This is a genomic window from Streptomyces xanthochromogenes (genome assembly GCF_014650455.1).
Lineage (GTDB): Bacteria > Actinomycetota > Actinomycetes > Streptomycetales > Streptomycetaceae > Streptomyces > Streptomyces xanthochromogenes.
Window position 1 is genome coordinate 689,844 of sequence record NZ_BMUZ01000003.1, and the last position, 26,377, is coordinate 716,220.

The window sequence follows — 26,377 nt, forward strand, 5'->3', positions numbered from 1 at the left end:
CTCACTGCCCGATGTCCTCGTTCCACAGCACGGGGTTCGCCGCGATGAAGTTGTCCATCAGGGTCACGCACCGGGGATCGCCGAGCACCACGACCTCCACCCCGTGCGCGGCCAGCCACTCCTGTCCGCCCCGGAACGTCTCGTCCTCCCCCACCACGACGCGTGAGATGCCGAACTGCCGGACCAGTCCACTGCAGTACCAGCAGGGCGACAGCGTGGTCACCATGGTGGTGCCCCGGTAGGAGCGCTGCCGGCCCGCATTGCGGAAGGCCGCGGTCTCCGCGTGCAGGGAGGGATCGTCCTCCTGTACGCGGAGGTTGTGTCCGCGACCGAGGAGCGTGCCGTCCGCGCCGTAGAGGGCGGCGCCGATCGGGATGCCGCCCTCCGCGAGGCCCGCCCGGGCCTCCTCCAGAGCCGTCGCGAGCCACTGCCGGGCCAGTTGGTCTTCCATGGGCGCGACCCTACGCCCGCGCCGGCCGCCTTCCCCGGATCGTCAGGCCCGCTTCGCGTATTTCAGCTTCTTGCCCTCGTTCAGCTGCTCGATGAGCTTGAAGGCGGCGAGGGCGAGCGGCTTGAGCCCCTCCGCGGGGACACCGTCCCGCATCCGGCGCAGCTCGGCGACCATCAGGTTCAGCTCGCCGCTCTTGATGGTGGTGCGGTTGTCCTGGTCGCCCAACGCGCCCAGGGACTTGTGGACCGCCTCGGCGCCCGGCTCGTCGTCGACCATGGACCGCTGTTCTGCCGTCAGGTGCTGTGCGTTCTTCAGCAGGTCGTGACCCTGGGGAATCGCCCGCAGCCACTGGGCCCGGGTCAGCGCGATGTCGGTCTGGGTTCGGTCGTTCGCGAGACCGCGCTCCACCGGGGCCCCGAACAGCTTCGAGCCCCCGCTGCCCGGCCGGTTGGCGGCCGAAAGGACCAGGCCGACGAACTCGTCCGGGTGCGCGGTGAAGTACTCCCGCACCCCGGCCGCGAGCAGCCCGAAGTGGCGGCCGAAGTCCGTGCGGGCCATGAGCCCGCCCGCGATGGATTTGGCGTTGGCACCCGCCTGCAGCTCCTCCCCCGCGAGCACGTAGGAGGCGAGGTGCATGACCAGGCCGGTGAGAGCGCCGGTGTCGGTCTTCGACAGGGAGATGCCCTCGGGAGCCGCGTCCCCGAACTCCCCCACGGCACGCTCCGCACCGGCCTTGGCCGCCGGCAGCGTACCGAGGCCTCCGCCGAAGAGGTCGCGCTGCGCCTGCGCCCGCCGCTCCTTGGTGTGGGTGAGCTTCCCGTACACCCCACGCACGGCACCGCCGAGGGACTTCTCCTCGGGCTCCTGGGTGTCGGAGAGATAGCCGATCAGATCCGGCAGGCGGTCGAGCCGCACACCGGCGGTGGTCTGCGGGGCGAACTTGAGCGCCCCGCCGAACGGGTAGATGCGCAGCTGCCGTTCGGGCGTGCCGCCTCCCGCCGTGACGTCCTCGGAGGGGATGTAGGCGTCCCGCTGGCGGCCGTTGAGGTAGCCGGCCATGCGCGAGATGCGGTCGAGGACGCCACCGACCTCGGCGACGTCGTTCAGCGGGTCGGTCACCCATTCCAGGTTCGAGCCTCCCGAGGGGCTGGCATCCGCGGTGAGGTCGAACTTGTCGCCCTTCACCACCACGCCGTCGGGCCCGCGGCCCTTGCCGAGGTTCTCGCCGACCAGGGGGACCTCGGAGATCTCGCTGGAGATCATCAGGCTCATCTCGGCCGCGGCCCGTTGCGCGCCGTCCGGGCCCAACTGCGTTTTCTTGAGCCGGAGTTCGCCCTCCTGGGTGAGGAACTCGCCGTCGAACCAGCGGGCCCTCAGCGCGTCCTGCGGCTCGCTCCGCTCCGACGCGCTCAGCTCCTTCGAGTAGGGGCTGTGCGGATTCAGGACCCGGTCGAGGAGCTTGGCGTCGAGCAACCGCTCCCGCTCCGCGGCCCGTTGCTCCTGTATGGCCTTGGCGGCGACGGGGTCGGCGACCCGGCGGACGTTCCACTGCGCCTCGAACTCGAAGCCGACGGCCCGCTGCACGACCGGGGCACCCTGCGGATGCGCGTGGCCCGCCGTGCCGCAGTCGCGCTGGACGGCCTCCGGCTCGGCGCCCGTATCGGGCGCGGGCCCGGAGAGGGCACGGGTGGCATTGGCCTCCGCGGCCCGCTCGAAGGAGTCCGAGGGGTCGGACACGCGCAGCCCGTCACCGGTGTCGGTGCCGGCGACGGGCCCCCGGCGCTGCTGGATGACGTGGGTGAGTTCATGGGCGAGGGTGTGCCGGTCGGCGCCGCCCTGCCCGACCACGATGTGGCTCCCCGAGGTGTAGGCACGGGCTCCGATCTCGGCGGCGGAGCGCTGGGCCACGGCATCGCTGTGCAGGCGGACGTCGCCGAAGTCGGCACCGAGCCTGGACTCCATGTCGGCGCGCACCTCGGAGTCCAGCGGCTGCCCGGACCCGCGCAATACCTCGTGCACGGCCGAGCGCTGTACGGTCGCGTCGCCCTGCGCCATGAGACCGGCCACGGCGGCGTTCCCCGCGGACCGCTGGAGCGCCAGCAATCGGGCCGCGCCAAGGCCTGCGCCGGTGGGCGCCGATCCACCGCGCTCGCCGCCACGCCGGTCACCAGCCCGTGAAACGGGCCCGCCGGGCGTGACAGCCTGGTCCTGCTGCCTGTCCTGCGCGTGCACGTGAACCCCTTCGGTGGTGAAGCGTGATGCCGGGCTGTACGTGCATATCAGCTGTGGCCACCGAGGTGAAGGTACGAAAGGGCAAGCGCGAGGGCAGCCCTGGCAACGGACCCTGATTCAGCGCGGGTTGGCGACCGGGCCGGACCGGGCCAGGGCGGCGAGGGCCGCCTCCTCGACGGACCCCGCGGGCTGCAGGACCGTGTCCAGGCGGGCCGCCTGGAGGATGCGCAGATGCCACGGCCGTAAACAGACCACGCCGAGATGGCCGTCCCGCTCCCGAATCCTGCGGTGGGCTCGGCAGAGCTGGGTGAGGACCGCACAGTCGAAGAAGTCCACGGGCCGCAGGTCCACGATCACCCGGGCGCCGGGCGGCTGGGTGGCCGCGTCCAAGTGGAGCTGCACACCTGGAGCGGTCGCCAGGTCGACGGTGCCGTGGACCTCCACGACGGTGAAGCCGTGCATCAGATACGTACGGGCGTTGCAGCACCGGTCCGGCAGCAGCCCCGGCGGAAGGGGCACGGGCGCCGAGACGGATGGCCGAGCGGTGGAACCCATGGGCGCTCCCGGTCCTGAACTGACCCTCGCGGCGCGGGGGTACTGGGTGGTCGGGCAGTCACCGTCGTCCGGGGTGACGCATTAGCACCCTAGGAACAGGCGCGTATGCAGAAACGTGCAGCCTTCGAATTGTTCACCCCGGGGGGTGAACGAAATTTGCGCTGCCCCCGGTTCGGCCACCTCTCGACCGCCGCCCCGGGCTCGGAACGGCGCGGCGCCCGGCCAGTCGAGAAGGCCGGGCGCGCGCTGGGGGCCGCATGCGGTGCGGCACGGCCCGGCACTCCCTTCACCGCGAGAGTGCCCGGCCGCGAGGACCGTCAGTAGGCCCCGAAGACGTTGTCGATCGACCCGTAGGTCTTGGCCGCGTAGTTGCAGGCCGCCGTGATGTTGGCGATCGGGTCGTACAGGTCCGTGGAGGTGCCCGGCACGTGGAAGGCGGAGAAGGTGGGCTGGATCACCTGGAGGAGCCCCTTGGAGGGCGTTCCCGCCACGGCGTTGGAGTCCCAGTTGTTGATCGCCATCGGGTTGCCCGAGGACTCCCGCATCACATTGCGGTAGATGCCGTCGTAGCTGCCCGGGATGCCGTGCTGGGCCATGATGGCCAGCGACTGCTTGATCCAGCCGTCCAGGTTGTTCGCGTACGTGGTGGTGCTGGCAACGGTGGCCGTCGCGGTGAGGTCGGTCGTCCGGGCCGAGCGGTCGGCCCGGTCGGCCGAGGCGTCCCGGGCGGTGCTCGCCGCGGGGGCGCCGAGGGTGAGCTTCATGCCGGGGCGGATCAGCGCGGGGTTGCCGCCGATCACGCTCTGGTTGTCCTGGTAGAGCTGCTTCCAGCCACCGCTCACGTTGAGCGCGTCGGCGATCTTGGCCAGCGAGTCCCCGTCGACGACGGCGTAGCTCGTGGGGGCCGCCTTCACGGCCGCGACCGGCTTGGCCACGGCGGAGTGGACCGCAGCCGGGGCGGCGGAGGCCGTGGTCGCGCCGATCACCGGCATGGCCAGGACGGCGCCACCGGTGCCCGCGACGGCCAGGCCGCGGGAGAACGAGCGGGACTTGGGCCGGCGGTGCTTGCCCTTTGCAGGCATGGTGTATTCCTCTCCGTCGCCTACGAGGTGAGCTGTCGGGTTCGGACGGGAGATGTCCGGTCGCGGTGCACGCGACTTCACCCCAGCCGTTCCGGAATCCGGATCGGCGGCTTACCTGGGTCCCCCGCTCCTGCCGTACGTGTATGGGCGGCTCCGGACGGCGGCAGGATTCGGCGTTCCTTCCGGATTGACGGTGAACGTAGACGAATACGCCCGACGGAAACAAGGCCGGAATTCACGAGCCATGATCACGGATATAGATCAACTCGAATTCCCATGAGTCGGGCGCCCCGCCGGGGAACCTCAACTCGCTTTCGGCTGAACCGAAATGCCCCGCACGGGCGCTGCGGGCCCGGCGGGCCGCACGTGACCCAATTCACTCGCCCATGACGCAACCGCGGACCCCGAAGATAAAAGAGGCGCGTCTTACTCATTAGCCCCAATTAGGACATAGTCGCGGCGAGGCACCCACCACCCATTGCCCTAGATTTCGGACATTACAGAATAAAAGTTCCCCCCTCTCGCGTGTGGGGCAGCGCACACTCTCCCTACGCCCTTGTCGGCGATCATGATCACTGGCCACTCTCCACGGGACCGGCAGAGGTCCCCGGCGACTCATGGCAGCCGTGACCGCTCAGCTCGTGGCAGAGGGGGAAGTGGTGAGTCCGATTCCTGCGACAGCGGATCACGCATGGCTCGCCGCGGACTCCCGCGCCCTTGATGGCATCGAACCCACCCGCGTTCCGGCCAACTGGCCTCCGGCGCAAGCGCCGTCACGCCGCGTCAAGCCCTTGACGGTCGACACGGGCCGGGCCAGGGAAAACTTTAATAGGCCGTCAACTGTCAGCCTTCGAACCCCAACCGTCAGGAAGAGCATGAACGACATCAGCGAATTCAAGAACATTCCGCCGACCACACTCGCCGACATTGTGGGACGCGCACAGGTCATGGATATCGGAATTCGTCCTCTGTGGTCCCCGATGCCACGTGTCGCCGGGCCCGCATTCACCGTGCGCTGTCCCGCCGGTGACAACCTCATGCTGCACGCGGCCATTTACCGCGCCGAACCCGGTTCCGTCGTCGTCGTGGAGTCGGGCGACCTCGACTACGCGCTGGCCGGCGGCAACGTGTGCGCCGTGGCCCAACGCCGGGGCATCGCGGCCTTCGTGGTCGACGGGGTCATTCGCGACCTCGCCGAGGTGCGCGAGGCGGGCTTCCCCGTCTTCGCCCGGGGCGTCCTCCCCATCCCCGGCACCAAAAAGGCCGTGGCGCCGCTCAACGAGCCGGTGCGCTGCGGCGGGGTGCTCGTGAACGCGGGCGATGTGGTGGTGGCGGACGAGGAGGGCATCGTGGTCACCCCGCGGGCCCGGGCGGGGCAGGTGCTCGTCGATGCCCGCCGGAAGCTGGCCAAGGAGACCGCCGAATCCCTGGACGCCTGGGAGGCGGCACACCGCAGCCGCATCGAGAAGGCCCTCGCCGAGGGCGGCTTCGAGGGCTGAGCCCGGTCAACAGCCTCGCAACGAGGCGGAGTTGGGAAGGCGCACTGCCGTCGGGTTCACACCGTGCCGACCTCGCGGACGAGTTCGAGGCCGAGCACGCGGTCCAGGTGGGACATGGTCTCGAACTTGGCGCCCGGCGGCACGTCGTCGTCCGTCGCCAGATCGTGCAGGAGACGCAGCACGGCCGCGGTGTCGAGCCGGTTGTCCAGGGCGCTGCGGGCCGTGCTCTTGAGATCGGCGGGGATCGGCTTCGAGGGCTGCGTGGCCCAGTTCGCCACGGCCCGCCGCCAGCGGGCCATCGCACGCGCTGCCTCGTCGATCTGTTCGACCGTCACCGTGACCGGTTCCTCGTACGGCCGGCTGAGCAGCAGCAGGCGTACGGCCAGCAGGTCGAGGCCGTCGAGCGGGGGCAGGGTGGCCACGCCGACCTGAAGCCCGGCTACGCCCGCCCCTTCGTACGTTCCGCTGCTGAGCTGGACACCGGGCGGCCCGCCGAGCCCCTCGGCGATGCTCTCCGGGTCCCCCTCGGCGTCGGGCGGGCGGATTCCGGCGGCGGCCACCTGCTGCGCGGGTCCGGTCCAGCCGATGAGGGCCGCCCGGCCGCGCTGCTCGACGACACGCGCCAGCACGTCCGCGACCAGGAGCACCCGCAGTGCGGTGCCGGGGTCCCCGTCGGCGGGTGCGTGGGCACAGATGCGCAGGGGGCCGGGGCCGGCGAGTTCATCGACGATTCGCAGCATGCCGCCGACCCTAGGCCTTCATGGCCGCCGTGGACACCGGTCCACGCCCGTGCGCGGGAGAAACGCCGACGGCCGCCCCGCCCGGGGCTCAGGCGAGCAGCGGCTTCAGGGCGCCCCCGCGCAGACGGGCCACCAACGGGGCCGCGTACCGCCTGGCGGACCACGTCACCGCGCAGGCCACGACCCCGCCGGCCACGAGGGCGACCAGCACGTCGTGCGGGTAGTGCGCGCCGACGTACACCCGGGACGCGCCCATCAGGACGGCGGCGAGGGCGGCGATCGCGCCGAGGCGTCGGTCGACCAGGAACAGGGCGACGGCCGCGGCGGCGGCCACGGTGGTGTGGTTGCTGGGGAAGGCGTAGTCGTTCACGGGCGGGCACTTCTCGATCAGGAAGTCGTGCGGCAGCGCGCGGCAGGGCCGCGGTTCCGTGAACACCGACTTGACCGCGTCGTTCACCACGTACGCGAGGACCACCGCGATCGGCGCGGACAGGGCTGCCGCCATTACGGAGGCGTCCTTGCGCCGGGCGATCCACCAGCCGGCCAGCATGAACACCGCGAACAGGGCGACGCCGTAACTGGTGTAGGCGAACACCGGCCCGTTCAGCCAGTGCGTGTGCCGGGCGAAGTCCGTGATGTCGCCGTACAGGCCGCCGTCGATGGACGCGCCGTCCAGTGCCTGGGTCGTGGGGGTGGAACTGGTCATGGGATGCGGTTCTCCGGTGGTTCGAACGCGGCGGGGCGTGCCATGGCCCTCTGGGTGACGGCCGGGTGAGCGGAACATTGACGACTACAGGCATGTAGACGCCAGAAGATCTGGATTGGTTGCGCGTGTCCGCCGCCGGACCCCTCACGGGCGACGAACGGCCCGCCGCGCCTCCACCGCCCCCAGGGGCCTCAGCCCCAGAGCGCCCCGGCCAGCCCCACGCCGGCGAAGACCGCGCCGAGCCCCGCCACCACGCTGGCGACGACGTTCGCCGCCGCGTAGAACTTCGCCCCGTCCTCGGCGAGCCGGAGCGTCTCGTACGAGAACGTCGAGTACGTGGTCAGCGCCCCGCACAGGCCCGTGCCGACGAACAGTTGTACCGATGAGGAGGCCGCGCCCGCGGTGACCGCGCCGGTGAGCGTACCGAGGATCAGACAGCCGACGACGTTGACGGTGAAGGTGCCCCAGGGAAAGACGCTGTCGTGCCGCTTCTGCACGGCCAGGTCGGTGAGGAAGCGCAGGGGTGCGCCGATCGCCGCCCCCAACACCACGTAGATCCAGCTCACTTGGCGGCCTCCCGGCCGGCGTGCCGGATGACCTCGCAGTCGCCGAGCATCACCAGGCCTTCGGTGACCAATGCGTCGAGGGCGCGCCCGGTCGTTCTGGTCATCGCTGCCTCCGGACGAGGACGCGTCGGGTCAGCCGGACCGCGCTCGTCACGGCCGCGAGCGCCGCGACCAGCGTGAGGGCCAGATAGGCGCAGGCGGTGAGGGGCCGTCCGGCGGACAGGAGCTTCTGGATGTCGACGGCGTACGTCGAGAAGGTGGTGAACCCGCCGAGTACACCGGTTCCGAAGAAGGGGCGCACCAGCCGATGCGCGGCTCGCACCTCGGTGAGCACCACCATGAACACGCCGATGACCGCACAGCCCAGCGCGTTCACCAGCAGGGTCGTCCAGGGGAAGGAGCCGGGCGCGGTGGTCCACAGGAGCGAGGCCCCATAGCGGGCGCAGGCTCCGATCGCCCCGCCGAGCGCCACCACCGCGACGACCGGACCGATGCCGCGTGCGACCTCGCGGCGCTGGGCCGGCACCGCAAGGTCGATGTCGGGATCGGTGGGCTCGGTGGCCCGCCCTGCCTCGTTGGCTCGCTCGGACATGCGTCTCCTACCTGCAGGGCACCCGACCCGGGCGCACGCGCTCGCAAGTAGGGACCGTTGGCGGCGCGGATGCCGCGGTTCGGGTACGGCGGGCCCCACCGCCGCGCGGCGACCCGGTTGGCTTCGCGCCGCAGGGGGTCACCGCTTCCCCCAGGCTAGCGCCCGATTTCGGCGGCCCGCCAACCGGCCCCGCGCCGGGCGGGGGTCAGGGGCGCGGATGGTCGGGCGGTGGCGGCGGCAGCGAGCCGAGACCGGGGGCCGCGTCGGGCCAGACCAGCAGGATCGGGCAGGGCGCGTGATCCACGACGAACCGGGTGGCCGGCCCGAGGCTGCGCGGCCCGAGATGGCCGCGGTCGCCGTCGCGGGCGCAGACCAGGAGGTCGGCGCCTTCCGCCGCGCGGACGACCTGCTGTTCGGCGCGGCCGGTCAGTTCGAGGCGGCGCGCCGGACGGCCCAAGCGCTGCTCGGCGTCGGCGAAGAGGTCGTCGACGGCGGCCCGGGAGAGGTCTTCGAGGCGGGTGCCGGGGTCGCGTTCGCGGTGGCCGCGGCCCAGGAGCCCGGCGAACGCGCCGTGCGCGGCCTCGGCCACGGTGTCGTCGGTCACGTGCAGGAGTACGAGGTCGTCGTCCGCGGCGGTGTGCTCGCGGGCGGCGTCCACGCAGGCGGGCCAGGTGCCTTCGGTGACCCAGATGATGACGCTCATGGAATGCGGTCAGCCTCCGATCGTGTGCAGCGCCGCCCACAGCGCGGCGGTCGACGCGACAAGTGTGGCGGGAACGGTGAGCAGTCCGAGACGCGTGAACTGACCGAGTTCCGGCGCGTCGTCGTGTTCGTGCAGGATGCGCCGCCACAGCAGGGTGGCGAGCGAGCCGACGTAGGTGAGGTTCGGGCCGAGGTTGACGCCGATGAGGACGGCCAGGACCGGGCCCGGGCCGCCGGACGCGGCGACGGGGAGCAGGGCGAGCACCGCGGGCAGGTTGTTGATGAGGTTCGACAGGACCGCGGCGACCGCGACGACGGCGAGCAGAGCGGGCAGGGAATCGCCGTCGGGCAGCAGATGGCTGATGGCGGTGCCGAGGCCGTTGTCCACGACGGCCTTGACGACGATGCCGAGCCCGAGCACGAACAGGCAGAACGGAATGCCGGCCGAGCCCACGAGTTTGCGGGGCGTGGTGCGGCGCCGGGCCAGGCCGCGTCCGGCGAGGACGAGCGCACCGGCGAGTGCGGCCCAGGCCGGGCTCAGGCCCGCGAAGGAGGTCACGACGAACCCGGCGAGCGTCAGCGCCAGGACCACCAGCGTGAACACGGGCATCGGGGTGCCCTCCCGTTCGCGCCCGCCGCTCGGCCGGGCGGCCAGATCGCTGCGGAAGAAGACCCGGAAGATCCCGTACTCCACCGCGATGGCCGCCAGCCACGGCAGTGCCATCAGTGCCGCGAACCGGGTGAAGGTGAGGCCGCTGGCGGCCAGGGCGAGGAGGTTGGTGAGGTTGGAGACGGGCAGCAGGAGGGAGGCCGAGTTCGCCAGGTGCGCGGTGGCGTACACGTGCGGGCGGGCCCGGACACCGGCGCGGGCGGCCGTCGCGAACACCACGGGGGTGAGCAGCACGACGGTCGCGTCCAGGCTGAGGACGGCGGTGATGACGGCGGCGACCGCGAAGACCCCGCCGAGCAGACGCTGGGCGCTGCTTCCGCAGACCCGGGCGACGAAGTCGCCGGTGGCCGCGAACAGGCCGTCGTCGTCGCAGAGTTGGGCCAGGACGAGGACAGCGGCGAGGAAGCCGACCACCGGGAGCAGATCGCGGGTCTGCTGCCAGGCCTCGGTGGGCGCGACCGCGCCGAGACCGACCACGAGCCCCGCGGCGGGCAGCGCCGCCACGGCTTCCGGCCAGTTGCGGGGGCGTACGACGGCGAAGGCGAGCACGCCGATCAGGAGGACGGCCGACACGATCTCGGCGGTGACGGTACTCAGGGTCGGCCTCCGGGCAACGGGCGATCACGGTGGTGGGCCCCTTGCCACACCACCGCGACGACCCTACGCGCCGGTCAGCGCTCCGTGGTCCCCGGCGGGGTGAGTCGCCGGTGCTCCCGCGCACGACGTGGGCACGAGGGAGCGAGGAGGGCGTCGGTCAGCAGCGGCCCTCGCCGCCGTCCGTGCCGGCCGACGCCACTCGGGGTCCGCTGTCGGCGCTGCGCGTCCGCGGCACCGGCAGCAGCTGACCGGTCTCCCCGCGCAGCGCCTTGGTGTTGCGTGCGGTGACGCGGCCGAGGGGCGCGGGGGTGAGGACGGCCTGACTCTGGACGTAGGCGATGAAGCTCTCGAAGTCCCGCGTGTGGCGGACCGCTTGGGAGTGGGTGAGCAGGGCGGGGTAGTCGTCCGCGCCGATCAGGGTGTACGCCGTGACGGCGATCCGGTACGTGGCTTTCAGGTCGAGCGGGGCGCCGTCGATGAGGACGTCGGCCGGAGCCACCCGGTTGCCCACCGCCCCGGCGGCGTCGAAGGTGTAGCGCACGTTCTGCGACACGGCCAGGGGCGCGTAGGTGAGCACGGTCCCCTTCATCTTCCACTGCTGTTCCAGCGTGTCGTGGATGACCTGACCGGTGACGGTGGTCGTGACGATCGGGTCCCCGTAGCCCACCGCGTTGAACGCCTTGCGGTAGGAGACCGCGCCCTGCACGGTCGCGTCGAGGGTGAGGTCGCTGTTGATGACGCAGGAGCCCTGGCGCGGGGCGATCGCGATCAGCGCGAGCTGGGCGGGCACGTTCGGGTAGATGTTGCCCGTGTCGAAGGGGTCGAGCGGCTGGCGTCCGGCCCACAGCGCCCAGTCGGCCGTGAGGTTGCCCATCGTGCTCTCGCCGGCGCTGTTCAGACTCCGCGTGAACGAGGCGGTCTGGCGCCCGATGCGGGTGTTGCCGCGGTTGTTGGCGTACCCGGTCCAGTAGTCGGACGTCTCCTTGAGGTCCGGGTCGGGCGTCACATCATGGGTGTTGGGGTGGTTGGTCGAGGTGGTCAGCTCCCGGACGACCTCTCCCGTCACCGGATCGAGGCGCAGGTTGATCTCGTTGATGATCTGCGCGTGACAGCCCGCCTCGACGAACGGCCGGGGCTTTCCGGAGGGGTCGGGGACCATCATGTTGAACGCGTAGTGCCAGTGCCCGGTGACGATCGCGTCGATGTCGGACGACACGGCGAGCGCCAGGTCGTAGGCGGGCCCCGACGGGTTGCTCCCGCTGTTGAAGTCGCTTCCGGCGACCGCCCCGTCGTGCATGCTGAGCACGATCGCGTTGACGCCCTGCGCCTTGAGCTGGGCCGCACAGCGGTTCGCGGTCTCCAGCTCCTCGGTCATGCGCAGTGCGGTCTGGAAACTCGTGGAACCGGTGTCGGTGCCGGTGACCGTCAGATGAATGAATCCGATCGGCAGGCGCTTGCCGTTCGGCCCCTGCACCCATTCGACATTCACCGGCGGAAGGACGGTCTTTCCCGTATTCCCCCACAGCATGTTGGCCGAGTAGTAACGGAAGTTCGCGCCGGGAAAGGTCCGTCCGGTGGAGTCCGGGAAACTGTTCGTCCAGCCCGCCCCGGCGTACGGTCTGCCGTGTTCCATGTGGTTGATCAGGAATCCGGGAGTGCGGTCGAACTCGTGGTTTCCGGCGGTCGAGAAGTCGAGCTGCATCCGGTTGAGCGCCTCGATGGTGGGCTCGTCGGCCAGCGACTCGGCCGGGAACGCCCAGCCCGAGAACAGGTCGCCCTGTCCGAAGAACAGCGTGTTGGTGCGGCCGGCCCGCAGGTTCTTGAGGTGCGTGGCCATGTAGGGCACGCCGCCGACGGTGAACTGTTCGCCGCCCGCGCCCGTGATGACCGCGTCGCTCGCGGGCGGGGCCGCCAGGTATCCGTGCAGGTCGGTGATGCTGAGCAGCTGTACGTCCACGTACTCGGTGGCGGTCTCGGCGTCACGCGCGTGTCCGCTGGCCAGCGCCGAGGTGCCCGTCGCCGCCATCGTCGCGAGTGATCCCGCCACGGTCATGAAGCTCCGTCGACCCACGCCCCACATTTCGACTCCCTCATTCGAAAGCTATGCGGCCATGCCGGGAGCGGTGTTCCGGCTCCCCACCTGGCGGCCCGAAGAACTGCGTGACACGAATCCGCCGATTGCGGGCACAAGGAATACAACACGGCAGGATGGCCGAACCCTCGACACGCCGCCGGACCAAGGGCGCCGAAATCCGGGTCGCCAACATGTCCCACTCAAGCGCACGAACCACACGACGAGCGAAAGATGCGCGAAACTCGGTGGTGGTGTCACATGACGAGTTGCTGAACTGAATCGGGCGTCCTTCAACCCGGCCCGCGCACGAGTGTCATGAATGGACGTCAGGAACCGGAGGAATGCGGTGCCGGTGTGGAGTGCCCGTTCGGGGCGGAGTTCGCCGACACCGCGGGATAATCGGCTCCGCCCTCTCCTCATCGCAGGCCGCCCTTCCCCGGTGCCCGCCGCACCCCACAGGAGGGCGGCACTCCGCACCGGGTTTCCGCGCGCCCGGCACGGTTCAACCGTTCCCATCACGGCGGTCGGTGTACGTCTGGAGCGCTGGGGGCCAGGGGCCTCCTACTGGCCGTCTCGCGCCGCGCCGGCACAGGGGCCGGGCGCCCACGGAGATGCACTTGTTGGCAGTGTCCCCCGCCGCCGATGCTCCAAATCGGTCTGAGGGCAAGGGAGTTGAAGGATCAAGACACTGGGACACCGGGAGGCTCCGGTGTCGGGTGGCTTCAGCGTTGCGCGGTCAGGGTGAAGAGCAGCGGGATGCGGGGCTCGCTGTCGGGCAGCCGCCACCAGCCCTGCGGGGTCCGGACCATCTGCGGCCAGCGCGGCCAGGGCAGCTCGTCGCTCTCCCGCAGCCGGACGAGCCGCAGGTCCGCGCCGAGCACGGCGTCGACGATCTCGTCCAGACCGTGCATCCACTCGTAGCACTCGGTCGCGCCCTGCACGGCAGGACCGTCCGTGTAGGTGTACGTGGCGTCACGGCGCACGGGCCCCTTGCCGCCCAAATAGTCGTTGCGCAGCAGCAGCTCGGGCCCGGCGCCGGGGGCGGGCGAGGGCCCGAGGGAGTTCAGCAGGGGGTGGAACTCGGCGAGGTAGAGCCGCCCGCCGGGACGAAGGAGGGAGGCGACCGTCTCGGCCCACCGGGGCAGGTCCGGGAGGTAGCAGAGCGCGCCCTTGCCCGTGTAGACGACGTCGAACTGCCGGTCCGGCAGGAGCCGGGCCGCGTCGTAGACGTTGCCCCGCACGTATGCCACGTCGAGGCCCGCCTCGGCGGCCAGTGTGCGGGCGGCGGACACCGAAGCACCGGAGAGGTCGAGGCCCACGGTGCGGGCTCCACGGTTGGCGAACGCCATCGTCTCGGTGCCGAGATGGCATTGGAGATGGAGGACGTCGAGGCCCGCCAGGTCTCCGAGGTCGCGCCACTCGTAGTCGGCGAACCACCGCTCGGGGTCGGCGCTCTTGTCGGCGACACCGTAGAAACGGCTGGCGAGGTGGACCGGGGTACGGGCGTCCCAGTTCGCTTCGTTGGACGACATCATCCGCTGCACAGCCGGGTCGAAGTCTTCGGTCGTGTCGGTCAACCGGTCCCCCTCAAGGCGCCACGTCGGCACCGACCCTACCCAGGTCGTGCGTCGGCCGGTACCGCTGCGCCGCACCCCGTCGGCATGTCGTTCAGCCGGAGCGCGCGACCCGGAACCCCACGTCGTCGATGCGGAAGGTCGGATGGCTGCGGCGTCGCACCGAGGCCCGGCAGCTCCAGGGCTCGTCGAACCAGCCCCCGCCCCGCAGCACCCGGTAGCTGCCGTAGACCTCGGCGTCGTAGACGTCCCAGCACCACTCCCAGACGTTGCCCAGCATGTCGTGCAGCCCCCACGCGTTGGGACGCCTGCCGCCCACCTCGTGCGGTCGCTCACCCGAGTTGCCGCGGTGCCAGGCGATCTCGTCGAGGGGTCCGTAGCGCGCCTGCGTCGTCCCGGCCCGGCACGCGTGCTCCCACTCGCCCTCGCTCGGCAGCCGGTAACCGTCACTCGCGTCGTCCCACTCGACGCCCTCGCCCTCGACTTCACGATAGGCGGGGGTCAGCCCCTCCCGCAGCGAGAGGGCGTTGCAGTAACGGACGGCGTCCAGCCAGGAGACGCCTTCCACGGGCAGCCGCGCGCCCCGCGCGGTACTCGGCCGACCGCCGGTGACCTCCGCGTAGCCCACCTGGGTCACCGAGAACTCCGCGAGCCGGTACGGCCGGAGGTCCACCTGCCAACTGCGTTGCGTACGCCGGTCCGACAGCGTCACCCGCCCCGCGGGGACGTCGACCATCGTGTCTCTCACTGCCCCATCCACGACCATGATCGGCCGATCCTAACAACGGCGCCCTCAAATCCCCTGCTGCGGACGCCCGTTGACCTCGGCACGGTTCAGGAGGAGCTCCCTCTCTTGGGCGTTGCGGGTCAGCGAGGCCGCGCGCTCGAACTCCGCCCCGGCTTCCGCCCGTCGGCCGAGGCGTTCGAGGAGGTCACCTCGTACGCTCGGCAACAAGTGGTAGTCCTTCAGGGCCGGTTCGTCCCCGAGGGCGTCGACCAGACGGAGCCCGGCCTCGGGTCCCTCGGACATAGCGACGGCGACCGCCCGGTTCAGCTCGATCACGGGGGACCGGGTCATCGTCAGGAGGCGGCCGTACAGGACGGCGATCGACGCCCAGTCGGTGTCCTCGTAGCGGATGGCATGTGCGTGGCAGGCGGCGATGGCCGCCTGCACGGAGTAGGGACCGTCCCCGGCGCGCTGGAGGGCCTCGACGCCCCGCCGGATGAGCAGGCGGTTCCACTTGGCGCGGTTCTGGTCGGCGAGCAGTACCGGTTCGCCGCCGGGCCCGGTCCGGGCCGCGATGCGTGAGGCCTGGAACTCCAACAAGGCCGCCAGGCCGTGGACTTCCGGCTCCTTGGGCATGAGTGCGCCCAGCACCCGCACCAGGCGCAGCGCGTCCTCGCAGAGCGCCGGGCGCACCAGGTCGTCGCCGGCCGTCGCGGAGTACCCCTCGTTGAAGACGAGGTAGATGACTTCGAGGACCGAGCCCACCCGGGCGTTGCGGTCCGCCCCGTACGGCACCTCGAAAGGGACCCCGGCCTTGGCGAGCGAGCGTTTGGCACGGACGATGCGCTGGGCGACGGTGGGCTCCGGGGCCAGGAAGGCGCGGGCGATCTCCTGCGTGGTCAGGCCGCCGAGCAGCCGCAGCGTGAGCGCGATCCTGGCCTGGGTGGACAGCACGGGATGGCAGGCGGTGAAGATGAGCCGCAGCAGGTCGTCGTCGATGCGGTCCGGGTCGTCGGACTCGGCCGGATCGGGCGGCGCGGTGTCCTCCAGCGCCCGCCCGACCTCCGCCAGCTTGCGGGCGTACGTCTCCTTGCGGCGCACCAGGTCGATGGCGCGGTGCTTGGCGGTGGCCATGAGCCAGGCGCCCGGATTGTCGGGGACGCCGGAGGCGGGCCACTGCTCCAGTGCGGCCACCAACGCGTCCTGCGCGAGCTCCTCCGCGATACCCACGTCCCGCACGATGCGGGCCACCCCCGCGATGATCCGCGCGGACTCGATCCTGAATACCGCCTCGACCGTCTCGGTCGCACTCGCTGCCGTCACGGGCACCCATCAGAGCAGCACCGCGGGGGTGCGGCAAGCCGACGCGGCGCCCCCGGTCCACGACTGGGCCCCGCCCCCCGCAACAGCGGCCGCACCCGGGTGCGTAGCCTTGCGGCATGGCCCAGCTCCAGCTCCTCCGGCTCGATCACGGTCCCGCTCTGCTGGACTTCGAGCGGGCGAACCGCCGTTACTTCGCCGCGACGATCCCCGACCGCGGCGACGACTACTTCGCCGAGTTCGACGCCCGCCACGCGGCGCTGCTGGCCGAGCAGGAGGCGGGAACGTGCCGCTTCCACTTGGTGGTGGGCGACGACGGCGCGGTGCTCGGGCGCGTCAACCTGCTTGACCTGGACGGCGGTTCGGCCGAGCTCGGGTACCGAATCGCCGAGCGGGCCACGGGACAGGGGCTCGCCACGGCATCCGTCCGCGACGTCTGTGCCCTGGCCCGCGCGGCGTACGGGCTGACGTCACTGACGGCCAGGTCGACCCTGGACAATCCCGGTTCCCGGGCCGTCCTGACCCGTAACGGGTTCACTCCCACCGCGGACATCGAGCTGAACGGCCGCCCCGGCCTCCGCTTCGTACGGGTCCTGTGACCACGCGACCTCCGCTGCGTATGGGGCCGGTGACCACCGGCCCGCGCTACGTTATGGGGCCTGTGGCCACCCGGCCCGCGGGCCACCGCCCGGCCGGGCGCTGCCCTACACTCGCCTCCACCTTGACACCGGTGTGAGGCTCGGGCCTCGATCCAGTACGTCCGCGAGGAGGGGCACATGCGCATCGGCGAGCTCTCGGAGCGCACCGACACATCGCGTCGGCTGCTGCGCTACTACGAGGAGCAGGGCCTGATCATCTCCACCCGCTCCGCCAACGGGTACCGGAACTACGACGAGAATCTGGTGGACCGGGTCCTGCAGATCCGCGGGCTGCTCGACGCGGGCCTGCCGACACGCATCATCAGGCAGATCCTGCCCTGCCTCAACAAGCCACGGGCGATCCACTTCCCGGACGCCACACCGGAGATGCTCGCCACGCTCACCCTCGAACGCGACCGCATGACGCAGCGCATCGAGTGCCTGATCCGCAACCGCGACGCGGTGTCGGAGTATCTCGACACGGTGAGCGGCAAGCGGCGCGAGGAGCCGTCATCGGCGGCCACCGCCGCCACGCACTGACACGCCAACAGTCCCGGCTGATCCGCGTACCGGGCGACAACGCGTGGGCTCCACGATCAGCAGAGTGCCGTCGCTACCGAAGACCCGAAGGTGTGCTCGGCCCACATGACTGGCCGGCCCAACGGCAAAGGATGGCGATGCCCCGTACTCGAAGGGATCTCGCTGGAACGGATCGTGCTCCATCCCTGTCTACTCTTCTGAGCACCCCCGAGCGGTGCCACTCGGGCGCGCCCGGGGGAACGTCTGGCAGAGAGTTCTATCGACCCATGGGTCTCACGAGTAACAAGGTGCTGGCACTGACCGTGCTCTGCGCGGTGGTCATGTTCGCCGTCACCATCTGGATGTGGCCGCGGCTGTCACGTCACACCTGGAAGACGGTCCTCGGCCGGCTCGGGCTGCTGATCGCGACGCAGTTCCTGGTGTTCGCCGCCGTGGGGCTCGCGACGAACAACTCCTTCCTGTTCTTCGGCTCCTGGACGGATCTCTTCGGGCAGGAACAAGGCGTCGGCGTGGTGGTCAACCACTAGGTTCTGCAAGCCAGTTGCTACGGCCCCGGCCCCCGCCGCGGGGCGGCTCGTACGAGCGGGCCGCCCGGAGCACAGGGGACCGGGGCCGTGCCCTGCTCAGCGACGGCGGCCGAGGGCCCGGGCGAGCAGGCCCCGGGGCGCGGCCGCGGGGACGGAGGCAGCAGGCCCGGGCGCCGCAGGACCGGAGGTTCCCGGCTCCCCCGCCGCCTCCGGTGTCCGCGGTGACTCCGCTGTCTTCGGCGTCTCGGATACGGGTCGCAGCGGCTGGGGCGGGGTGGGCGCTTTGGCCTTCTTGCCGTCGATCCGGATCAGCGGCGCGCCGGCCACCTCCTCCACTCCGTGCCACAGGTCCGTGCGCGGGGCCAGCCAGTCGAGGAGTTCCGCCCGCGCCGGCTCGGGATCGCCCCAAGTCCCGTACGCCTTCGTGCCGGTGATGCAGATGAGCTTCAGCTCCATCGTCGCGACCGCGCCCCACACCGCCGCCGCGACCCCGGGACAGTGTTCCGCCCGGAAGTCGTCGAACGCCACGATCGCGTCGGGGGCGGCGAGTTCCCTGGCGGCCACGATGTCGCCGTGGACGTGCTCGTACAGATGCGAGGCGTCGATGTGAATGAAGCGACAGCTGCCCGCATCGAGGCGGGAGCCGATGACGGAGGTGGGAGCCTGGACAACGGTGGGCAACTGCTCATGGAATGCCAGGTAGTTCGCCTCGAAGCCGCGGCGGGTCAGGGTCGAGTACGACCTTCCCATTTCGGCACTGTTGGGGTCGTCGGGAGCAGGCGAGTCGAAGAGGTCGCAGACCGTGAACTTCTCGCCGGGTCGGAGATATCCGCCGATGAAAATCGCGCTCTTTCCCAGATAGGCACCGAGTTCGAGCAGATCACCGTTCTGTTCGGGGACCCGGTCCTGGCGCTTCAGGAACCAGTCGAACAGGAGTTGATCCGCCGGCCAGAACCAGCCTTTGACGTCGGAGAAGCCGGCCGGGGACGCCACCGGTGCACTCGTCGTTTGTGACATGGCCCGGTCCTACTCCTGCCAGATGGCCGGAAGGTGGCCGGGGGGCATGGCCCCGGCATCTCCGGCTGAAACTCCCCGTACAGCCCGGGAAAACCGGCACTCGCCAGCGGATTCGCCGCCCCGAGGCCGCACTTCGACCACAATCCGTAGCGGACTTGATGCGCAGGGTGTCATTTCGCGGGACATCGAGATCGACCATTCCCCCGACTACACATAAAGGGGATGTAAGCGCACAATGGGGATCGCGACATAGTGTCGCAGCGCGGCCAGACGTGCAGATCTTCAGAAGGAGGCGAGTCGGATGGCCGACGTCTCACACCGCCCCGGTGATATTTCCGGGCACCCAGATGTATCGGAGATGCGGGACCGCTACGCCAAGGTGATGGAAACCCGAGGAGTAGCAGCGGTCGAGGAACTCGTGATCCTCGCCGGCATTTACGCAGCGATCTCCGGCTGGACGGTCCACTTCTCGGCCGCCAAGCCCACCTTGGCCCTCAGCAACCTGGTCGTCGGCATAGCTCTCGCGGTTCTGGGCCTGTGCATGTCCATGGCCCCGGAGAGGTCCACTGACCTCAACTTCGTGGTCCTGCTCCTCGGAGCCTGGCTGATCGTCTCTCCGTGGGTCGTCGCGCGCAGCGCCGGCACCGGAGCCATCCTCAGCAACGTCATCACCGGCGCATGTGTGTGCCTGTTCTCGCTCGTCGCGGGCGGGATGCTGATGTCGAGAAACCGAAGGTCCACCTGACGTCCCGTCGCCGGTCCCGGCGGTGAAGCCTCGGCGGTTCCGCGAGGCCGCGCCGTCGGGCCGGACCGGCACAGCCGTCCCCGGCATGCGGAGCCGTACGGCGCCCGCGCCTCATCTCCCGGACTGTGAACCGGAGTTGGCGCGGGCGTCGTCGCCGTGCGCAGCGGATCGGCGCAGCCACCTGCGCTCGCCGTCCTGCCACGCATCGGTGACGGCGAGCCCGGCGGCGGCAGCCACGGCCTCGGACGCGCGGTGCTCGGGGTGGATGTGGGCCAGCACGGTCCGCACCGACTGCCGGTCGAGCCATGCGACGAGCCCCCGGGCCGCTTCGGTGGCGATGCCTCGGCCCTGCCAAGCGGTTCCCACCACCCAGGCGATCTCGGCGGTGTCCCCCGGCCCGCCCGGGGTGACCGTCGCCTGGACCGTGCCCGTGAGGCGGCCCTCGTCCCGTAGCCGCACCACCCAGTTGAGCCAGGACGCCCCCGGGTCGGGGCAGCCCCCGGCCAGACGCTCGTAGCGGGTCCGGAGCGCCTCCGGGGTTTCCGGGACGCCCCCGATGAAGGCGTGCAGCGCCGGGTCGGACAGGACCCCGGCCATCTCCTCGGCATGGTCGACGCGCAGCGGCACGAGGTCGAGCCGCGCGGTCGCGATGGCCTGCGCTTCGAAGAGGTTCACGTACGCGATCCTCCCGCCGGGCCGCGTATCGGCCAACTCCCCCGCCGCCCCTGCACCCCGGCACCCTCCCCGGACGAAGATGCCCCTGGCCCTCCGCGAAGGCAGCGGAACGAGGGCGGCGAGCGGGAGAGGGGGCAGCCCAGATGCCATGTGAGGGTGATCACAGCCCCAGAGGGCCACCCGGGCGTAACCTTGCGCCATGCCCCTGCTCGTTCGACGCCGCCACGTGGACTTCGTCCGCGTCACGAGCATGGCCTGTCGCGCTTACCGCTGACCCAGGCCCCCCTTCTCTCCTCCCCGTGCCCCTGCGGCGCCCGCCTCACCCCGGCGGATCCGCGATCGCGCCCACCCGCGCCGGCCGGGCATCTTCCAGCGGATGGCTTCCATGTCGTACGTGACCTCGTCGCAGTTGCCGATCATCGACCTCTCCGCCGCCGACCGCGGCCCCGAGGCCCGTCGGCAGCTGCACGCCCAGCTCCACTCCGCCGCGCACGGCGTCGGCTTCTTCCAGCTCGTCGGGCACGGCGTCACGGACGCCGAGACCGCCGCGCTCAACGACACCATGCGGACGTTCTTCCGGCTGCCGGAGGCGGACCGGCTCGCCATCGACAACGTCAACTCGCCCCATTTCCGTGGCTATACGCGGATCGGCGACGAGCGCACCGGCGGCTCCCGCGACTGGCGCGACCAGCTCGACATAGGCGCCGAGCGCCCGGCCCGTGTTCCGGGACCGGGCGAGCCCGCCTACTGGTGGCTCGAAGGCCCCAACCAGTGGCCCGCCGCGCTCCCCGAGCTGCGCACCGCGGCGCTGAACTGGATCGACCGGCTCAGCGCGGTCGCCGAAAAGCTGCTGCACGAACTGCTCGCCTCGATCGGCGCGCCCCAGGACTTCTACGACGACGCGTTCGGGGACCGGGCGCACCTGCATCTGAAGCTGGTCCGCTATCCGGGCAGCGCCGAGGACGGCACCGCGCAGGGCGTCGGCGCGCACAAGGACTACGGGTTCCTCACCCTGCTCCACCAGGACACCGTCGGCGGCCTCCAGGTGCAGCGCGAGGACGGCCGCTTCCACGACGTGCCGCCCCTGCCCGGCGCCTTCGTGGTCAACCTGGGAGAGCTCCTCGAAGTCGCGACCAACGGCTACCTGCTCGCCACCAACCACCGCGTGGTGAGCCCGCCCGGAGCCACCGAACGCTTCTCGGTGCCGTTCTTCTACAACCCGCGCCTGGACGCGCACATCGAGCCGCTGACCTTCCCGTACGCGGCGCACGCGCCGGGCGCCACCGCGGACCCGGCGAACCCGCTGTTCGCCGAGTACGGACGCAACGAGCTCAAGGGCAAGCTGCGGGCCCATCCCCTGGTCGCGGCCCGCCACCACGCCGACCTGCTGCTCACCGAGCGCCCGCTGGCCGGTTCGGCGCTGCCGGTCTAGGGCCGAGGGGCGGTGACGCCCGCGACGGGCCCTCACACCCGGCGGTCCAGGAACAGCTCCGAGAGCGCGACCAGGTCGTCCACGCGCCGCGTCACCAGGGGCGCCGCGCGCAACCGGTCCCGCGCGGCGGCCACCCGGCTGCGCGCGTCCCGCAGCGCGTAGGCGCGCCCGCCCGCCTCCTCGACCAGGTCGGCGGCACACCGGACGCTCGCCTCGTCCGGCGGGGTCCCACCGCCGAGGAGCCCCTCCAGACGGGGTCCGAGCGAGGGCTGTGCGGCCATCGCGGCGAGGACGGGCAGCGTCTTCTTGCCGCGCCGCAGATCGCTGTGCACCGGCTTGCCGGTGACCTCGGGGTCCCCCCAGATTCCGAGCACGTCGTCGACCGCCTGGAACGCCAGGCCCCATTCCCTTCCGGCCTGTGCGAGCGCGTCCGCGAGCCGGGGCGGGGCGCCCGCGAGGACCGGCCCGAGCGCGGTGGCGCAGCCGAGCAGGGAGCCCGTCTTGCGGGCCGCCATCGCTCGGTACTCGGCGAGGCCCACGGCATGAGGGCCGGTCCACGGCCGGGTCTCGAACAGGACGTCGTCCGCTTGTCCGTGCACCAACTCACCCAGCATCACTGCCAGTTGACGCACCGCCCGGGCTCCGCACGCGTCGTCCGCCTCGGCAACCGTGCGCACGGCCAGGGCGAACAGGGCGTCGCCCGCCAGGACCGCGGGCCCGCTACCGAAGGCCTTCCAGGAGCTGTCGCGACCCCTTCTGCGCTCGTCCCCGTCCATGATGTCGTCGTGCATCAGGGAGAAGGTGTGGATCAGCTCGATCGCCACGGCCGCCGGCACCGCCGCATCGGCGCTCGCTCCCACTGCCTGGGTCCCGAGAACCGCCAGGGCCGGCCGCACCCCTTTGCCTCCGCTGCCGACACCGGGCGTTCCGTCCGCGTCGCACCAGCCGAAGGCGTGCGCCGCGATGCGGCCGGGCTCCGGGTGCAGCCCCTGTACGGCCTTGCGCAGGGCCGGCTCCACGAGCTCGCGGCAGCGTGCGAGGGCGGCGACCGCCCGGGGCGTGGTGGTCGTGCTGGATGCTGCCGTTGTGCGGGGGGAGCGCAGGGAGTCGGGGGTGTGCAGACCTGCCTGGGGGGACATGGATGCTGCTCCTGTCGTGGGCCGTGCGGAGGTTGCCGTGGACATCGCGGGGGCCGCGCTCAAGGGGCCGGCACGGCGTCCGACGCCGGGACGCCCAGCTCGGTTCGCGCCTGGGCGATCATGTCTCCGGCGCGCTGCAACCCGATGTCGCCGAGCGCACGCTCAAGGGCGTCGAGATCGGCCGCGGTGCTCGCCGCCGGACGGCCCTGCCGGGCCTCGGCCTTCACCAGGCCGAGGCGCGACAGCGCTTCCCCGCGCGGCTCCCCCATCGCCCGGAACTCCGCGAGCGCCCCGCGGTAGACCTCCTCGGCCTGCGCGTAACGCCCCGCGCGGTACAGCACGTTGCCCCGCATCTTGTGGTTGTACGCCAGCGCGCCGACCAGCTGGACCTCACGGCAGAGCAGTTCCGCTTCGGTCAGCAGCGCGAGAGCCCGCTCCGGTTCGCCCTGGGCGGACCGCACATCGGCCATCCCGCGCAGCGCCCACGCCCGGCCGCGGTCGTCCCCGGCGTCCCGGGCTATCCGGGCCGCCTCCTCGAACATCTCGAGGGCGGTGTCGAAGGAGCCGGTGTTGCGGTGCATCTGCGCGATGCCTTCGAGCGCCCACACCGTGTGCCGGGCCTCGCCCCGCCGCCGGGCCTCGGCGAGCAGCTGCTCGTGAAGACGGCCCACGGCCTCGTAGTCGCCCTGGATGCGTCCGGTCTCGGCGAGCCCGGCCAGGGAGTATCCGCGGGCCACGATGTCACCGCCCTGTTCGGCCAGTTCGGCCGCTTCGGCCAGTCGGCGCCGGGCCAGTGCGAGGTCGCCGCGCTGGCGGGCAAGAGTGCCACCGCTCCACACCGCCCAGGCCATCGCACCCCGGTCGCCCGCCCGCTCGGCCGCGCGGAAGCTGTCCTGCCAGGCCTGTTCGGCCTCCTCTACGCGGCCGAGCCGCCTGCTCGCCTCGGCGGCGGCGAGGGCGGCATGGGCCAACTCCAGGGATTTTCCGCCCTGTTCGGCCAGTCGCATTTCCTCGACGGCCTTGGCCAGCACCTCCTCCAGTGAGGTGTTCACCGACAGTTCGCCCAGGGGCCCCCGGTACTCGGGCGCGGATGCCTTGCCGTACATGGTTGTCTCGCTTCGCATCGTCGTGCGGAGCACAGCGCTCCGCCTTTGATCACGAAGCTAGGAGACGACCGGGCTGCCGGGAGTCAGCCTCAGAGCCCGTGTGCCGTACATCTGAAGTCGTACGTCCGACGAGGACGTCCGCCCTCAGCGGGACCCGTCGAACCGCGCCAAGTAGGCTTCGGCCCGCTCCGGTTCCATCAGCCAGTCGCGGTAACCGACCGGATCCGCATAGCCGTTGGCGAGGCGGTGCGCGACCTCGGGGTGCTCATGGGCGGCCTGGAGGATGCGAACCACATGGCCGGCCGGGGGCTGACGCAACATCAGGTCCGTGAAGGCGTGCACGTGGCGGGCCTGTTCCCAGTAGTCGTCGAAGACCGTCCGCATCCAGCGCTCGTCGAAGGGCTGCTCCTCGCGCTTCAGGATCGCGTCGAGGTAGGCGGCGGCCGCACGCGCGGCGTTGTTGGCGCCCTGGCCGGTGAGGGGGTCGTTGACCGCGACCGCGTCCGCCATCCCCAGGACGTACTGGCCGTCCCCCAGCGAGGCCACCCCGTGCCGGACGGTGGGCGTGATCGCGCCGTACAACGCGGCGCCGTCATCGGTCGGTTCGGCCCGGGCGAAACGCTCGTACTCCCATGGCGCGTACTGCCGCAGCAGCTCCACCGCCCGGCGCAGGCCCTCGCGCGGTTCCGGCCGGTCCGCCCAACAGTCGTACGGGCCACCGAACTTGGCCTCCACGAGGAGGATCTCGCAGGGCCCGTGCACGGTCAGCGCCTGGAGGGCGATCGCGTCCCCGGCCGCCGCGGCACCGGACACCCGCAGATACGCGTCCGTCTCGTCGCCACGGCCCGCGACGCCGTCGGCGTAGAAGGCCGCGAGCGTACGTTGCGGGCGGTCGTAGACCGAGCGTGCCGCGTCACGGCCGAAGAGCGACGAGAGGGCGCCGCGGCCGGCGGCGACGACCGTGAGGTCGTGGCAGGCGACGATCGCCGGTGCGTCGCCTGCTTCGACCGAGCCGTACGCCACCCGGCCGCCCCGCGACTCGAAGAGGTCCAGCCACGCGGCGAGTTTCAACCGCTGGTCCACCGAGCGGACTTCCCCGTCGTAGGAGGCGGTGAAGCGTGTCGGCCGACCGTCCTCGGCCGGGTCCCAGTGGCGCATCTCCAGGCCGCGCATCACCGGCGCCCGGTCGTCCCAGAGGTTCAGCCCGGCCGCCCGCTCAAGCGCCAGGGCGGGACCGAACATCAGCTGTGTCGAGGTGACCCGACCGGCGCGGATCTCCTGCGATGTCCGTTCCGAATGGAGCGTCACGTCGTAGTCCGCGCCCTGCAGCCCCAGCGCGAGTTGCAGCCCGGCCTGCCCCGCCCCGATGATCGCGATCCGTCGCACGCCTGCCTCCACCCGGTCCCCGCCATCGACTCCCCCGTTGTACCCGGTGACGCCCGGGCCTGCCCAGACGGCCTCGGGTGCTAGGCCGTCGGGTACTGGCGGAGCATCCAGTTCCGGTAGAGCGCCGACAGCGGACCCTTGTAGTCGGTGCAGCCCTTGGGGCATTCGGTCGTGGTCAGATACCGCCGGAAGGCCGATTCCTTGCGCCGGGCCGGCTGAACGGCGACGTTCGGGCGCAGCGCGCTGATCGAGTAGCCGTGGTACCCGACCACGACGGGCTTCGACCCCGGGACGGTGGCGGCTGCCGCTCGCACGAACCGCGCCGCGACTTCGTGGTCGCTGTGGTCGCCCTTGGGACCTGTGCCGTAGTCGGTGTTGCGGTAGTCGAGGGTGCGTACGGTCCTGGCGTGCGCGTCCGCGACGAGCCAGGCCAGCATGGTGGTGAGTTCCTTCTTGTCGTAACTCGCGCTGCGGTCCATCGCCGTCATCCGGCGGATGCTGCCCCTTTCGAGCTTGAGGAGGCTCTGTCCCGCTTGGGCTCGGGTGCCCGAGCCGTCGTGGATCCCGTCCGGGAGACGGAGGAAGGTGACCCGGACACCGGGACGGCCCGCCGGTACCCGCAGCACGAAGGCGCGGACCGTACGCCCGGCGTGCCTGCGGTCCTCGCGCCGCCACTCGTTGGGCGCCCCCGCGAGCAACGCGTAGGCCTGGCCCACGCCCTGTTCGCGCTGTTGCACGTACCGGGTGCCGGGGCTGCCCGCATCGCCCGCGGTGAGGTAGACGATGTCGAGGCAGGCCCCCTTGTCCCGGTCGGCGACCAGGTCCGGGCTCATGAAAAGGAGGTCGTCGTCCTCGTGCGCGACCCCGGCGAGGACGGTGCTCCGGCACGGCGGGGCCGCGGCCGCCGCCGAGTCGACGGGGACGACGATCTGCCCCCAAGCCAGAACCGCCATGGCCCACACCGCCGAAGCGCCTCGAAGTCCGAGCTTTTTCCGCCTTGCCGCTGTCCCGTTCACGGGACGGATTATCGGCGCATATGTCGCAAAGATCCCGGATTTCCCTCTGGCGTGGCTCCAGGCGATCGG

The 26,377-nt window shown here is 71.4% G+C and carries 25 protein-coding genes, 1 pseudogene and 1 riboswitch; of the genes and pseudogenes, 6 read left to right on the forward strand and 20 right to left on the reverse strand.

Annotated elements, in window-relative coordinates:
* Nucleotide 1: 1 nt before the first annotated feature.
* The 4 genes from IE267_RS10440 to IE267_RS10455 form a co-directional block, all read right to left on the reverse strand.
* A complete protein-coding gene (locus IE267_RS10440) occupies nt 2-451 on the reverse strand; it encodes a nucleoside deaminase (RefSeq protein ID WP_167160545.1) in 450 nt (149 codons plus the stop codon).
* Nucleotides 452-493: 42 nt separating this feature from the next.
* Nucleotides 494-2,506, reverse strand: a complete 2,013-nt coding sequence (locus IE267_RS10445; RefSeq protein ID WP_189763034.1) for an eCIS core domain-containing protein — start codon at nt 2,504-2,506, stop codon at nt 494-496.
* 294 nt (nt 2,507-2,800) lie between these two features.
* On the reverse strand, nt 2,801-3,238 hold the full coding sequence (locus IE267_RS10450; protein ID WP_189762926.1) for an STAS domain-containing protein: 438 nt from the start codon (nt 3,236-3,238) through the stop codon (nt 2,801-2,803).
* A gap of 317 nt (nt 3,239-3,555) precedes the next feature.
* Nucleotides 3,556-4,320 (reverse strand): LysM peptidoglycan-binding domain-containing protein, encoded by a 765-nt coding sequence (locus IE267_RS10455; RefSeq protein WP_161253244.1) that lies wholly within the window; start codon nt 4,318-4,320, stop codon nt 3,556-3,558.
* 2 nt (nt 4,321-4,322) lie between these two features.
* Nucleotides 4,323-4,506: riboswitch (cyclic di-AMP (ydaO/yuaA leader) on the reverse strand.
* Between the two features lie 689 nt (nt 4,507-5,195).
* On the opposite strand from IE267_RS10455, the gene IE267_RS10460 reads away from it, so the two are divergent.
* Nucleotides 5,196-5,819 carry an RraA family protein gene (locus tag IE267_RS10460; RefSeq protein WP_189762927.1) on the forward strand — a complete coding sequence of 208 codons (624 nt, stop codon included), beginning with the start codon at nt 5,196-5,198 and terminating at the stop codon, nt 5,817-5,819.
* Between the two features lie 56 nt (nt 5,820-5,875).
* Here the strand turns inward: IE267_RS10460 and IE267_RS10465 are convergent, their stop codons facing one another.
* The 10 genes from IE267_RS10465 to IE267_RS10510 form a co-directional block, all read right to left on the reverse strand.
* Nucleotides 5,876-6,559, reverse strand: a complete 684-nt coding sequence (locus IE267_RS10465; RefSeq protein ID WP_167160538.1) for a hypothetical protein — start codon at nt 6,557-6,559, stop codon at nt 5,876-5,878.
* Nucleotides 6,560-6,647: 88 nt separating this feature from the next.
* A complete protein-coding gene (locus IE267_RS10470; protein ID WP_189762928.1) occupies nt 6,648-7,265 on the reverse strand; it encodes a phosphatase PAP2 family protein in 618 nt (205 codons plus the stop codon).
* A 191-nt stretch (nt 7,266-7,456) separates the two neighbouring features.
* On the reverse strand, nt 7,457-7,831 hold the full coding sequence (crcB, locus tag IE267_RS10475; protein ID WP_167160534.1) for a fluoride efflux transporter CrcB: 375 nt from the start codon (nt 7,829-7,831) through the stop codon (nt 7,457-7,459).
* Nucleotides 7,832-7,931: 100 nt separating this feature from the next.
* Entirely contained in the window at nt 7,932-8,423 is a 492-nt protein-coding gene (gene crcB / locus IE267_RS10480; protein WP_189762929.1) for a fluoride efflux transporter CrcB, read from the reverse strand.
* Nucleotides 8,424-8,628: 205 nt separating this feature from the next.
* Nucleotides 8,629-9,126 carry a universal stress protein gene (locus IE267_RS10485; protein ID WP_189762930.1) on the reverse strand — a complete coding sequence of 166 codons (498 nt, stop codon included), beginning with the start codon at nt 9,124-9,126 and terminating at the stop codon, nt 8,629-8,631.
* Nucleotides 9,127-9,135: 9 nt separating this feature from the next.
* Nucleotides 9,136-10,371 (reverse strand): arsenic transporter, encoded by a 1,236-nt coding sequence (locus tag IE267_RS10490; protein WP_229860997.1) that lies wholly within the window; start codon nt 10,369-10,371, stop codon nt 9,136-9,138.
* Nucleotides 10,372-10,549: 178 nt separating this feature from the next.
* A complete protein-coding gene (locus IE267_RS10495; RefSeq protein WP_373304516.1) occupies nt 10,550-12,445 on the reverse strand; it encodes a bifunctional metallophosphatase/5'-nucleotidase in 1,896 nt (631 codons plus the stop codon).
* Nucleotides 12,446-13,188: 743 nt separating this feature from the next.
* Nucleotides 13,189-14,001 (reverse strand): class I SAM-dependent methyltransferase, encoded by an 813-nt coding sequence (locus IE267_RS10500; RefSeq protein ID WP_167161725.1) that lies wholly within the window; start codon nt 13,999-14,001, stop codon nt 13,189-13,191.
* A gap of 133 nt (nt 14,002-14,134) precedes the next feature.
* Nucleotides 14,135-14,776 (reverse strand): formylglycine-generating enzyme family protein, encoded by a 642-nt coding sequence (locus IE267_RS10505; RefSeq protein ID WP_229860999.1) that lies wholly within the window; start codon nt 14,774-14,776, stop codon nt 14,135-14,137.
* Between the two features lie 57 nt (nt 14,777-14,833).
* Entirely contained in the window at nt 14,834-16,090 is a 1,257-nt protein-coding gene (locus tag IE267_RS10510) for an RNA polymerase sigma factor (RefSeq protein WP_189762931.1), read from the reverse strand.
* Between the two features lie 116 nt (nt 16,091-16,206).
* On the opposite strand from IE267_RS10510, the gene IE267_RS10515 reads away from it, so the two are divergent.
* The 3 genes and pseudogenes from IE267_RS10515 to IE267_RS10525 all read left to right on the forward strand — a co-directional run.
* Complete coding sequence (locus IE267_RS10515; protein WP_189762932.1) at nt 16,207-16,686, forward strand: GNAT family N-acetyltransferase; 480 nt, start codon at nt 16,207-16,209, stop codon at nt 16,684-16,686.
* A gap of 177 nt (nt 16,687-16,863) precedes the next feature.
* Complete coding sequence (locus IE267_RS10520; RefSeq protein ID WP_167160522.1) at nt 16,864-17,265, forward strand: MerR family transcriptional regulator; 402 nt, start codon at nt 16,864-16,866, stop codon at nt 17,263-17,265.
* A 266-nt stretch (nt 17,266-17,531) separates the two neighbouring features.
* A pseudogene (locus IE267_RS10525) lies at nt 17,532-17,789 on the forward strand (esterase); the annotation flags it as partial.
* A gap of 99 nt (nt 17,790-17,888) precedes the next feature.
* Here IE267_RS10525 and IE267_RS10530 read toward each other — a convergent pair.
* Nucleotides 17,889-18,809, reverse strand: coding sequence for a class I SAM-dependent methyltransferase (locus IE267_RS10530; RefSeq protein ID WP_189762933.1), 921 nt, complete (start codon nt 18,807-18,809; stop codon nt 17,889-17,891).
* A gap of 382 nt (nt 18,810-19,191) precedes the next feature.
* Here IE267_RS10530 and IE267_RS10535 point away from each other — a divergent pair, with 382 nt between their 5' ends.
* A complete protein-coding gene (locus IE267_RS10535) occupies nt 19,192-19,554 on the forward strand; it encodes an SPW repeat protein (RefSeq protein ID WP_229860934.1) in 363 nt (120 codons plus the stop codon).
* Nucleotides 19,555-19,665: 111 nt separating this feature from the next.
* Here IE267_RS10535 and IE267_RS10540 read toward each other — a convergent pair whose 3' ends face one another.
* Nucleotides 19,666-20,229 (reverse strand): GNAT family N-acetyltransferase, encoded by a 564-nt coding sequence (locus IE267_RS10540; RefSeq protein ID WP_229860935.1) that lies wholly within the window; start codon nt 20,227-20,229, stop codon nt 19,666-19,668.
* 376 nt (nt 20,230-20,605) lie between these two features.
* Between IE267_RS10540 and IE267_RS10545 the strand changes: the two genes are divergently transcribed.
* Nucleotides 20,606-21,661: an isopenicillin N synthase family dioxygenase gene (locus IE267_RS10545; protein WP_189762935.1), complete on the forward strand. Its 1,056-nt coding sequence runs from the start codon at nt 20,606-20,608 to the stop codon at nt 21,659-21,661.
* Between the two features lie 32 nt (nt 21,662-21,693).
* Here the strand turns inward: IE267_RS10545 and IE267_RS10550 are convergent, their stop codons facing one another.
* From IE267_RS10550 to IE267_RS10565, 4 genes are all read right to left on the reverse strand, one after another.
* On the reverse strand, nt 21,694-22,800 hold the full coding sequence (locus IE267_RS10550) for a polyprenyl synthetase family protein (protein ID WP_189762936.1): 1,107 nt from the start codon (nt 22,798-22,800) through the stop codon (nt 21,694-21,696).
* Between the two features lie 59 nt (nt 22,801-22,859).
* Nucleotides 22,860-23,906: a tetratricopeptide repeat protein gene (locus tag IE267_RS10555; RefSeq protein WP_189763037.1), complete on the reverse strand. Its 1,047-nt coding sequence runs from the start codon at nt 23,904-23,906 to the stop codon at nt 22,860-22,862.
* Nucleotides 23,907-24,050: 144 nt separating this feature from the next.
* Nucleotides 24,051-25,292, reverse strand: a complete 1,242-nt coding sequence (locus tag IE267_RS10560; RefSeq protein ID WP_189762937.1) for a styrene monooxygenase/indole monooxygenase family protein — start codon at nt 25,290-25,292, stop codon at nt 24,051-24,053.
* A gap of 80 nt (nt 25,293-25,372) precedes the next feature.
* Nucleotides 25,373-26,245 carry a PIG-L family deacetylase gene (locus IE267_RS10565; RefSeq protein WP_189762938.1) on the reverse strand — a complete coding sequence of 291 codons (873 nt, stop codon included), beginning with the start codon at nt 26,243-26,245 and terminating at the stop codon, nt 25,373-25,375.
* Nucleotides 26,246-26,377 lie beyond the last annotated feature (132 nt).